At 54.2% G+C, this 10,909-nt stretch carries 10 protein-coding genes and 2 rRNA genes (1 of these 12 only partly in view); 4 read left to right on the top strand and 8 right to left on the bottom strand.

The annotated features are described in order from the left end of the window. From LEPOCDRAFT_RS02610 to LEPOCDRAFT_RS00450, 6 genes are all read right to left on the bottom strand, one after another. A partial coding sequence (locus LEPOCDRAFT_RS02610) for a pyrimidine/purine nucleoside phosphorylase (RefSeq protein WP_156793926.1) occupies positions 1-165 on the bottom strand: 165 nt, incomplete at its 3' end. After that, entirely contained in the window at positions 162-1,571 is a 1,410-nt protein-coding gene (locus tag LEPOCDRAFT_RS00470) for an argininosuccinate synthase (RefSeq protein WP_009453204.1), read from the bottom strand. The genes LEPOCDRAFT_RS00470 and LEPOCDRAFT_RS02610, both read right to left, overlap by 4 nt. A gap of 59 nt (positions 1,572-1,630) precedes the next feature. Further along, positions 1,631-3,106, bottom strand: a complete 1,476-nt coding sequence (locus LEPOCDRAFT_RS00465; RefSeq protein ID WP_009453203.1) for a serine/threonine protein kinase — start codon at positions 3,104-3,106, stop codon at positions 1,631-1,633. Beyond that, positions 3,096-3,839 (bottom strand): metallophosphoesterase family protein, encoded by a 744-nt coding sequence (locus tag LEPOCDRAFT_RS00460; RefSeq protein ID WP_009453202.1) that lies wholly within the window; start codon positions 3,837-3,839, stop codon positions 3,096-3,098. The genes LEPOCDRAFT_RS00465 and LEPOCDRAFT_RS00460 overlap by 11 nt, the downstream gene beginning before the upstream one ends. 49 nt (positions 3,840-3,888) lie before the next feature. Further along, on the bottom strand, positions 3,889-4,851 hold the full coding sequence (gene argF, locus LEPOCDRAFT_RS00455) for an ornithine carbamoyltransferase (RefSeq protein ID WP_009453201.1): 963 nt from the start codon (positions 4,849-4,851) through the stop codon (positions 3,889-3,891). Then, positions 4,848-6,044, bottom strand: coding sequence for an aspartate aminotransferase family protein (locus LEPOCDRAFT_RS00450; RefSeq protein WP_009453200.1), 1,197 nt, complete (start codon positions 6,042-6,044; stop codon positions 4,848-4,850). Before LEPOCDRAFT_RS00450 ends, argF begins: the two co-directional genes overlap by 4 nt. 219 nt (positions 6,045-6,263) lie before the next feature. Here LEPOCDRAFT_RS00450 and LEPOCDRAFT_RS00445 point away from each other — a divergent pair, with 219 nt between their 5' ends. From LEPOCDRAFT_RS00445 to LEPOCDRAFT_RS00440, 4 genes are all read left to right on the top strand, one after another. Further along, entirely contained in the window at positions 6,264-6,569 is a 306-nt protein-coding gene (locus tag LEPOCDRAFT_RS00445; protein ID WP_009453199.1) for a DUF3579 domain-containing protein, read from the top strand. Between the two features lie 40 nt (positions 6,570-6,609). Continuing rightward, positions 6,610-6,810, top strand: coding sequence for a hypothetical protein (locus LEPOCDRAFT_RS02765; RefSeq protein ID WP_009453198.1), 201 nt, complete (start codon positions 6,610-6,612; stop codon positions 6,808-6,810). Positions 6,811-6,901: 91 nt separating this feature from the next. Beyond that, positions 6,902-7,510 carry a glutathione S-transferase N-terminal domain-containing protein gene (locus LEPOCDRAFT_RS02605; protein WP_083834351.1) on the top strand — a complete coding sequence of 203 codons (609 nt, stop codon included), beginning with the start codon at positions 6,902-6,904 and terminating at the stop codon, positions 7,508-7,510. A gap of 49 nt (positions 7,511-7,559) precedes the next feature. Next, the gene (locus LEPOCDRAFT_RS00440; protein ID WP_009453196.1) at positions 7,560-7,868 is read left to right on the top strand and encodes an H-NS family nucleoid-associated regulatory protein; all 309 of its coding nucleotides are present in this window, start codon (positions 7,560-7,562) and stop codon (positions 7,866-7,868) included. 99 nt (positions 7,869-7,967) lie between these two features. On the opposite strand, the gene rrf is transcribed toward LEPOCDRAFT_RS00440, so the two are convergent. After that, positions 7,968-8,080, bottom strand: a 5S ribosomal RNA gene (gene rrf / locus LEPOCDRAFT_RS00435). Positions 8,081-8,208: 128 nt separating this feature from the next. After that, positions 8,209-10,909 (bottom strand): 23S ribosomal RNA (locus tag LEPOCDRAFT_RS00430) (it continues 181 nt past the right edge of the window).

The following is a 10,909-nucleotide window of genomic DNA, read 5'->3' as shown; positions in this document are numbered from 1 at the left end:
CACTTCTGGTGCACCGGTGTTGAAGGTGAGCAGCGAGGGCAAGATCACACCGACGCTTTTTTTGGTGCCATCAGCCAGCGTCACGCCATGCGAAACGCACTTGCCGTCAAAGTACACATTGGCTTGGGTGCCAACCGTGGTCACCGCGAGTTGAGAATGGCTCATGCTTTAACTTTCTTCGGGGCTGCCTTCTTGGGAGCAGCCGTTTTCACTGTCTTGACGGGTGCCGCCACGGCAACCGTATCCTTCAGGGCTTTACCGGGCTTGAAGCGAACTGCTGCAGCCTTGGCCTTCTTGGCCGGAGCGGCAACGGCGGCTTCAGCCACCACCGGCTTCGGTGCACGCGCAGCACGGGCGTTGGCCGCGATGCGCAGGCGCAGTGCGTTGAGCTTGATGAAGCCGCCAGCATCCGCTTGGTTGTAAGCACCACCGTCGTCGTCGAAGGTCGAGATCTTCGGATCGAACAGGCTGTCGGTGAGCGACTCGCGGCCCACGCACATGATCGTGCCCTTGTAAAGCTTGAGCCGGACCGTGCCGTTGACGGTGGCTTGGCTGGCGTCGATCAGACCTTGCAGCAACACACGCTCAGGCGCGAACCAGTAGCCGTTGTAGACCATGCGCGCGTAACGCGGCATCAGATCTTCCTTGAGGGCCAGCACTTCGCGGTCGAGCGTGATCGACTCGATGGCGCGGTGCCCCGCCAGCAAAATCGTGCCACCAGGGGTTTCGTAGCAGCCCCGGCTCTTCATACCGACGTAGCGGTTCTCGACCTTGTCGAGACGACCCACGCCGTGCAGGCCGCCAATCTCATTGAGCTTGGTCAGCACTTGAGCCGGTGAGAGACGCTCGCCGTCAATGGCCACCACATCGCCCTTTTCGTAGCTGAGTTCGATGATTTGCGGCTTGTTCGGTGCCTTCTCAGGGCTCTTGGTCAGACGCCACATGCTGTCTTCGGGCGCGAAGTTCGGGTCTTCGAGGATGCCGCCTTCGTAGCTGATGTGCAGCAAGTTGGCGTCCATCGAGTACGGCGCACCGCCACCCTTGCGCTTCTTGAAATCAACCGGAATGCCGTGTTCGTCGGCATAAGCCAGCATGCTTTCGCGGCTGGAAAGTGTCCACTCGCGCCACGGGGCAATCACCTTCACGCCCGGCATCAGCGCGTAAGCACCGAGCTCGAAACGGACTTGGTCGTTGCCCTTGCCCGTCGCGCCATGGCTGATGGCGTCAGCGTTGGTCTTTTGGGCGATTTCGATCAAGCGCTTGGCGATCAAAGGCCGGGCAATCGAGGTGCCGAGCAGGTATTCGCCTTCATAGAGGGCATTAGCACGGAACATCGGGAAGACGAAATCACGCACAAACTCTTCGCGCAGGTCTTCGATAAAGATGTTTTCGGGCTTGATGCCCATCTTGATGGCCTTGGCACGAGCCGGCTCGATTTCCTCGCCTTGGCCGATATCGGCGGTGAAGGTCACCACCTCGCACTGATACTGATCCTGAAGCCACTTCAGGATGATGGAGGTGTCCAAACCGCCCGAATAGGCGAGGACGACGCGCTTGATGGCTTGTGACATGGTCGTTTTCTAGGAGAGAAAGAAAAGAAATCGGAGCGGATTGTAGGTGCGTGAGGGAACTAACCGGCTTGACGAGCCTCGCTGGGCACACGCACCACCGTGACAGTGCAATCGGCCTTGGCCACCACTTGGGAAGACACGCTGCCCAGATAACGCCGCAAGGCCGAGTTACCCCGGGCGCCCATCACAATGTGATCAATCTGGTTGCGCTGCGCAAAATCAACCAAGGCCGTGGCGGCATCGGGTGCTTCGAGCACATGAAAGGTCAATCGTTCTTCGGACAGGTCCAACGCACGCTCCAACGGCCGAGCCCAATGCTTGAGTCCCACCAATTGCTTCACGTGCAAACTCTGTCCTTGGGCATCGGTGAGTTCGTCGATGCCAATGCGCGCAGTTTTCATGACACTGACACAGGCGAGGCGCGCGCCTTTTTCTGTCACGACGATGCGATAGACCGTCTCGTGCAGCAAGTCGAGCAAGTCCGGGGTGGCCCCTTGGACATCCACCGCCGCCATGATGATCGGCGCCCGCTTCAACTGCTCCACGGCCCCGCCCCGAGCCGAAGGTTCTGCACCGATGGCTTTGAACCACCGTTTGATATGGGTCCATCGCCCGACGGACCCCACCCGTTCCGCCCGAGCGGTGAGATGGATTTGTTCGGGATGCAGCAGGTCTTGGGCCAAATGGGCGGCACTGGGATGACGCTGATCCGCTTGAACCTCAAGGCAGCGCAAGATCACCTCTTGCAACCAAGGCGGACAATCCGGCCGCAAAACGCGCGGAGCGACGGGCTCTTTGTAGAGCCGCTCACGCAGGCCACGCACACTGACGGGGGCCCCAAAGGGCCGCTCACCGGTGGTCAAGTGATAAAGAATCACCCCCAACGCAAACAGATCACTTCGGGGCTCAGAGCGCAAGAACTGCACTTGCTCCGGCGACATATAAGGCCCGGTGCCCATGGGGAGATCAAACTCTTCGTCCAGCAAATCGGGCAAGAAATCATGCCGCGACAAGCCGTAATCGACCAAAACCGCCTCTCCGCCGTGCCCATCGGCTTGCTCCGGCCGAAACAGGATATTGCTCGGTTTGATATCGAGATGAATCACATGCTGCCGGTGCAAATCATGCAAGGCCAAGGCCACCTTGGCGCCGATCGCAGCGATGTCTTCGAAGGGCAGCGGTTTTTTCTCCAAGAGCTGCGCCCGCAATGACACCCCCGGAATCTGCTCCATGACGATGTAAGGACGCTTGGAGAAGTCACCTCGTGCAATGCACTTGGGCACATGCGGCCCGCTCAACATCGGCAGAATCATCTGCTCAACTTCAAAGCCCACGATGGTGGCCGGATCCTCGCCCCCCTTGATACGCGGTACTTTCATCAGCATCGGCTGAGCATGGTCCGGATGGCTGACGAGCCAAAGGTTGGCCATGCCGCCTTGATGCAGGATGTCTTCCAGCAAAAAGCCATCAATGACCTCGCCCTTTTCAGGGGGCGTCGGATAGCCAAGCTCTGGGCGCGGCCCGTTAGTTGCCATGAGCCAACCGCTCCCCAAGCACCCGTGGCAACCCTGCTGCAATGATCTTGGCCGCTGTGGTCTCAAAATCGTAGGGCACGCGATGGAACGTCAACGTATACCGGTCGGTATCAAACAATGCCCAGCAAGCCGCAGGATTGCCATCCCGAGGTTGACCCACGGCCCCCGGCAAAGCCAACCACTGCCGATGAGACGGCACCGGCACTGCGACGCCAGGCGTTGGCGTGAAATCGGCGATCTTGCCGGTGCTGGAGAGGTGATACAGCTTGGGTGTGTGCACGTGCCCCGAAAAGCTGTGTCGTGCCCGAGTCGCATGCATGCTGCGAATCGCCTCCGAGCGCGTCAGGATGTAATCCCACTCGCTGGGCGCGTAGGCGTTGGCGTGGGCAAAGAAACAGCCACTTTCTTCCGAGGTGTAGGGCAAATCGGCCAGAAACTCGATCTGCGCGGGCGTGAGCTGAGAACGCGTCCAAGCGATCACGCGACGCGCTTCCTCGATCAGGTTGGCGCTCGGACCACGCACCACGGCGTCATCATGATTGCCCCGAATCGCAATCGCACCTTGGCTGACCAAGTCTTGCACTTTAGTCACCATCCACGCCGGATCGGCCGCATAGCCGACGAAGTCACCCAGCAAAGCGATGCGATCAGCGCCGTGCAGATGTGCCTGTTCCAAGCAAGCCTCGAAGGCCTCTCGGTTGGCATGAAGATCGCTGAACAAAGCCAGTTTCACAGAAATAAGCTCCTCGGGATGCGCTTAGCGCTTAAGGACCACGCAGGCTTCAACCAATCCGCCCGACCAGAAGAAACTCCATCAGCGCCTTTTGAACATGCAGGCGGTTTTCAGCTTCATCCCACACCACCGACTGCTGGCCATCGATCACATCGGCGCTGACTTCTTCACCGCGATGGGCCGGCAAACAATGCATAAACAGCGCGTCCGGTTTGGCAACCGCCATCATCTCGGCATTCACACACCAGTTGGCAAACGCATCTTGGCGCACCGCGTTTTCCGCCTCAAACCCCATGCTGGTCCAAACATCGGTGGTGACCAGATCGGCCCCTGCGCAAGCCTGCATCGGGTCATCAAAGACGCGATAGCAATCTTGATTGCGAATGCCGGCCACGACAGGATCAACTTCGTAACCGCTAGGGGTACTGACGTGGACGGTAAAGCCCAGAATTTCCGCCGCTTGCAACCAAGTGTTGGCCATGTTGTTGCCATCACCGACCCAAGCCACCACCCGATTCTTCAGCGAGGCCAAGTCGTAGCCCTTGGCGCCCAGCGAGGCCCGATGTTCTAGGTAGGTGAACAAATCGGCCAAAATTTGGCAGGGATGAAATTCATTGGTCAGCCCGTTGATCACCGGCACACGGGAATGGGCAGCAAAACGTTCAATCTTGGTTTGCTCGTAGGTACGAATCATCACCAGATCAACCATGCGGCTGATCACACGGGCGCTGTCTTCAATCGGCTCTGAACGACCCAATTGGCTATCCCCCGTGGTCAGATGCACCACCGATCCACCCATCTGATACATACCCGCCTCAAAACTCACCCGGGTGCGGGTTGAGGCTTTTTCGAAAATCATCGCCAAGGTGCGGTCAGAAAGGGGCTGGTATTTTTCGTAGTTCTTAAACCGCTGTTTGATGATCCGAGCCCGTTCAAACAAATAGGCATATTCTTCAGCGCGCAGATCCTTGAACTGTAAATAATGTTTTATCAAACTGCGACCGGGTTTCATGCTGCGCTTTCAGACAAGAATTCTTTGATCAAAGGGACCAGAATAGCCACGATTTCTGCAGCTTCTTCGCTACTGATAATCAAGGGTGGCACCAAGCGAATCACCCGATCGGCCGTCACACTGAGCAATAAACCTGCATTGGCGGCTTGTAAAAGCAACTCGCCGCATGGCCTATCCAGTTCAATGCCAATCATCAAACCGTAACCGCGCACCTCGAGAACGCCCGGAACATTGACCAACCCCTCTGACAACGCCGCCATGAGCTGCGTGCCAACGGTCGCCGCGTTATAGAGCAGCCCATCTTCTTCCATGATGCGTAGGGTTTCAATACCCGCCCGCATGGACAGCGGATTGCCCCCGAAGGTCGTGCCGTGGTTTCCAGGTTGAAAAATCGTGGCCGCCTTCGGCCCGCACACCACAGCACCGATCGGCACCCCCGAACCCAACCCCTTGGCCAAGGGCATCACATCGGGCTGGATATCAGCCCACTGGTGGGCAAACCACTTGCCCGTGCGCCCGATGCCGCACTGCACTTCGTCAAGCATCAGAAGCCAGCCCTTGGCATCACAAAGGGCACGAACGTCACGCAGGTACTCCCAACGTGCAGCGTTGATACCGCCTTCCCCTTGGATGGTTTCCAAGAAAACTGCCACCACATGGGGCCGTTCAGCGGCCACACGCTCCATGGCTTCCATATCATTCAGCGGCACACGCACAAAGCCTTCCACCAAAGGACCGAAACCTGCTTGGACCTTCGGATTGCCCGTGGCAGAAAGCGTGGCGATAGAGCGTCCGTGGAAGGCCTTTTCATAGACGATCACTTCGGGACGATCGATACCCTTGTCGTGCCCAAACTTGCGAGCAAGTTTCAATGCAGCTTCGTTGGCTTCAAGCCCACTGTTGCAAAAAAATACGTTGCTCAAACCCGACAAAGCCACCAACTTAGCGGCCAGTTGTTCTTGCAGAGGCACGTGATAGTAGTTGCAGCAATGGATCAGCTTGGCCACTTGCTCTTGCAATGCAGGCACCAACTTGGGATGGGCATGGCCCAACGTATTGACAGCGATGCCGCCCAAACCGTCCAGATAGACCCGACCGTCCGTATCCCAAACTCGGCAGCCCTGCCCGTGGGACAACGCAATCGGCAACCGGCCGTAGGTTTTCATCACATGCGGTTCAACTGGCACGCTCATTGCAGGCTACTCCTCAATCGTCAAAAAAAGACACCCGGCATGGGCCGCAGTGCGCGACGAATTCTAAGCGCGTACCACCTGACAGGCTGAAGACAGCCAAGCTATTGATACTCGCGCGGCATGTGTCTCGAAAGATGAGTTACATCATCTATCACGAAGTGCACAATCCGGGCTAACGCGTACCCTCCGTGAGAATCGACAAGAAAGGGCCCGTAGATCGTGATCAAGATCAAGAAACACCGTGAAACTATCATCCAAGGCCTGACTCACAATGGGCGAACGTTTCGTCCCAGCGATTGGGCCGAACGGTTGGCAGGAGCCATGTCTTGTTTTCGCCCCGAGGGCAACAGTGCCACCAGCAGTACGCATCGGAGCATCAGCTACTCGCCTTACTGCATTCCCATGGTGATTGAAGGCGTTAAATGCGTCGTTGTCCATGAAGGTCTCAAAGACTTGGAGCCCATGGCTTGGGATTTCGTGATGAACTTTGCCCGGGACAATGATCTTCAAGTCAAGGGAAACTAGGGGTAGACTGCCCTAGGTATGTTGCCGTGCGGTGATCATCATGCAAGCTACAGAGTTCACGACCATAGTACAAAATCGGACCATTCAGGTACCTGCACCTGAAAATCTGCCCGAGGGTGCGATTGTTAGGGTATTGGTGCTTTCTGAGCCCCAAGAACCTGATGCCGATGGCAATATGGAGGCCAACTTTGAGGCTTGGGATGCCCTGCTCAGTGCGATCCCAGAATCCAAAGAGCGTTAAGTGCGAGCCAGATCCGCCAACCCATGAGGATAGAATCTGTCGAATTGTCCTCGGACCGTCCTTTTCATGCTCACTTTTTGGGTCGTTGTTTATGCGTTTACTTGGCTCACTCACCAGCCCTTACGTACGTAAAGTGCGCGTCGCTCTGGCCGAAAAGCGCTTGAACTATCTGTTTGAACTGGAAGATGCTTGGAGTCGATCAGTACCGATGGATCACTTGAATCCGCTGGGCAAGGTTCCATGCTTGATACTAGAAAACAATCATTCAATCTTCGACTCTCGAACAATTATTGAATATATTGATACCTTATCGATATCCAATCCACTGATTCCAGTGGATGGTCATGAGCGCGCCAGAGTACGTGTTTATGAATCTTTAGCAGAAGGTATTCTTGATGCAGCCGTTTCTGCTCGACTTGAAGCCACGTGGCCTGGTCGTGAACCCAATCAACGGAGCCAAGCTTGGATTGATCGACAGATGGGTAAAGTCACATCTTCGCTGAATTATTTATCCAAAAACATCACTGATCAAGCATTTTTTGCTGGCAACACCTTTAGTGTTGCGGACATTTCAATCGTGTGCGCACTCGATTACTTAGATTTTCGTTTCCCAGAATTTGAATGGAAAATTAATCACCATCGCCTTGCCTTCTTACAAGAAAATATAGGAAAACGACCAAGCTTTCCTCCTACTCATTAAACAATTGAAATAATTTTCATTATTATCCATTGAACATTTTCAATGCACGATGACACGCATTCATTCAGATGACAGCGAGGCTGAGAAGATCGCAGCAATCAGAACCATTCGAAAATTAATGGATTTCTGGCGTATATCTCCGAAAGAACTACGTGGCACGACACCTCTTCAGGCTGTCAGTAAACCGCATTCCATTCTGTATAAACACCCCGTTTCTGGCGAACACTGGGACGGGAAAGGCAAACAGCCAGAATGGCTTCGATTAGCCTTGACCAAGGAAGGTTATACCGTCGAAGAAATTCGCTGGAAAGAACCGGAGCCATTCAAAGTTGATATTCATCAACAAGATAAACGCTAGAGTCTAAAAGAGCAAAAGCTCTTTTAGACTCTAGCTATTCCCACAAAGCCTAAAGCCCTCACGAGGAGGGCTTTAGGTGTTTCTTCTTAGAAGATGGGTGCCTGACGATGACCTACTTTCACACGGGAATCCGCACTATCATCGGCGCTGAGGTGTTTCACGGTCCTGTTCGGGATGGGAAGGGGTGGGACCACCTCGCTATGGTCGTCAGGCATAACTTGTAAACTGCACTGATTATATATCAGCACAGCCAATTTATAGAGTCGAATCTTAGATGATTGCGCTTGGCCAGACTTGGCGAAACGATATCAGAATCCTTTGACTTATCCGTCAAAGTTATAGGGTCAAGCCTCACGAGCAATTAGTATTGGTTAGCTTAACGCATTACTGCGCTTCCACACCCAACCTATCAACGTCCTAGTCTTGAACGACTCTTTAGAGGGCTCAAGGCCCTGGCAGATCTTATCTTGAGACGAGTTTCCCGCTTAGATGCTTTCAGCGGTTATCTCTTCCGCACATAGCTACCCGGCGATGCCACTGGCGTGACAACCGGTACACCAGAGGTGCGTCCATTCCGGTCCTCTCGTACTAGGAACAGGCTCCCTCAAATCTGCAACGCCCACGGAAGATAGGGACCAAACTGTCTCACGACGTTTTAAACCCAGCTCACGTACCTCTTTAAATGGCGAACAGCCATACCCTTGGGACCGGCTACAGCCCCAGGATGAGATGAGCCGACATCGAGGTGCCAAACACCGCCGTCGATATGAACTCTTGGGCGGTATCAGCCTGTTATCCCCAGAGTACCTTTTATCCGTTGAGCGATGGCCCTTCCATACAGAACCACCGGATCACTTTGTCCTACTTTCGTACCTGCTCGACTTGTCAGTCTCGCAGTCAAGCACGCTTATGCCAATGCACTATCGACACGATTTCCGACCGTATCTAGCGTACCTTCGAACTCCTCCGTTACACTTTGGGAGGAGACCGCCCCAGTCAAACTGCCCACCATACACTGTCCCCAACCCGGATAACGGGCCAAGGTTAGAACCTCAAACACACCAGGGTGGTATTTCAACGTTGGCTCCATGAGAACTAGCATCCTCACTTCAAAGCCTCCCACCTATCCTACACAGATCTGTTCAAAGTCCAATGTAAAGCTACAGTAAAGGTTCATGGGGTCTTTCCGTCTTTCCGCGGGGAGATTGCATCATCACAAACATTTCAACTTCGCTGAGTCTCTGGAGGAGACAGTGTGGCCATCATTACGCCATTCGTGCAGGTCGGAACTTACCCGACAAGGAATTTCGCTACCTTAGGACCGTTATAGTTACGGCCGCCGTTTACTGGGACTTCAGTCAAGAGCTTGCACCCCATCATTTAATCTTCCAGCACCGGGCAGGCGTCACACCCTATACGTCGACTTTCGTCTTTGCAGAGTGCTGTGTTTTTATTAAACAGTTGCAGCCACCGATTCTTTGCAACCTTGTTCGGCTCCATCCGCGAGGGACTTCACCTACTAGAGGCACACCTTCTTCCGAAGTTACGGTGTCAATTTGCCGAGTTCCTTCTCCAGAGTTCTCTCAAGCGCCTGAGAATACTCATCTCGCGCACCAGTGTCGGTTTGCGGTACGGTCAATTTATAGCTGAAGCTTAGTGGCTTTTCCTGGAAGCATGGTATTACTCACTTCGTCTGCAAGCAGACTCGTTATCACCCCTCATCTAAGACCCCCGGATTTGCCTAAGGGCCATGACTACAGGCTTGAACCAACTATTCCAACAGTTGGCTGAGCTAACCTTCTCCGTCCCCACATCGCACTATAAATCGGTACAGGAATATTGACCTGTTTCCCATCAGCTACGCATCTCTGCCTCGCCTTAGGGGCCGACTCACCCTACGCCGATGAACGTTGCGTAGGAAACCTTGCGCTTTCGGCGAGGGGGCTTTTCACCCCCTTTAACGCTACTCATGTCAGCATTCGCACTTCTGATACCTCCAGCATCCTTTCCAAGACACCTTCTCAGGCTTACAGAACGCTCTCCTACCACTTGCTATTGCTAGCAAATCCACAGCTTCGGTAACTGGCTTAGCCCCGTTACATCTTCCGCGCAGGACGACTCGATCAGTGAGCTATTACGCTTTCTTTAAATGATGGCTGCTTCTAAGCCAACATCCTGACTGTTTTAGCCTTCCCACTTCGTTTCCCACTTAGCCAATTTTGGGGACCTTAGCTGGTGGTCTGGGTTGTTTCCCTTTCGTGTCCGGACGTTAGCACCCGGTGCACTGTCTCCCAAGCTGTACTCATCGGTATTCGGAGTTTGCAATGGTTTGGTAAGTCGCCATGACCCCCTAGCCATAACAGTGCTCTACCCCCGACGGTAATACTTGAGGCACTACCTAAATAGTTTTCGGAGAGAACCAGCTATTTCCAAGTTTGTTTAGCCTTTCACCCCTATCCACAGCTCATCCGCTAGTTTTGCAACACTAGTCGGTTCGGACCTCCAGTGCGTGTTACCGCACCTTCATCCTGGCCATGGATAGATCACTTGGTTTCGGGTCTACACCCAGCGACTAATTCGCCCTATTCGGACTCGGTTTCCCTGCGCCTTCCCTATTCGGTTAAGCTTGCCACTGAATGTAAGTCGCTGACCCATTATACAAAAGGTACGCAGTCACCCTTGCGGGCTCCTACTTTTTGTATGCATGCGGTTTCAGGATCTATTTCACTCCCCTCCCGGGGTTCTTTTCGCCTTTCCCTCACGGTACTTGTTCACTATCGGTCGATTACGAGTATTTAGCCTTGGAGGATGGTCCCCCCATATTCAGACAGGATTTCTCGTGTCCCGCCCTACTTGTCGTGCACTCAGTTCCACCATCAACTTTTTTCATACGGGACTATCACCCACTATGGTCAGCGTTTCCAAGCTGTTTTGATAAGTCGATGGCTAAAGAGCACAGGCTCTTCCGATTTCGCTCGCCACTACTTTCGGAATCTCGGTTGATTTCTTTTCCTCGAGCTACTGAGATGTTTCAGTTCACC

The organism is Leptothrix ochracea L12 (genome assembly GCF_000262525.1).
This window is presented reverse-complemented; position numbering and strand designations above follow the sequence as displayed.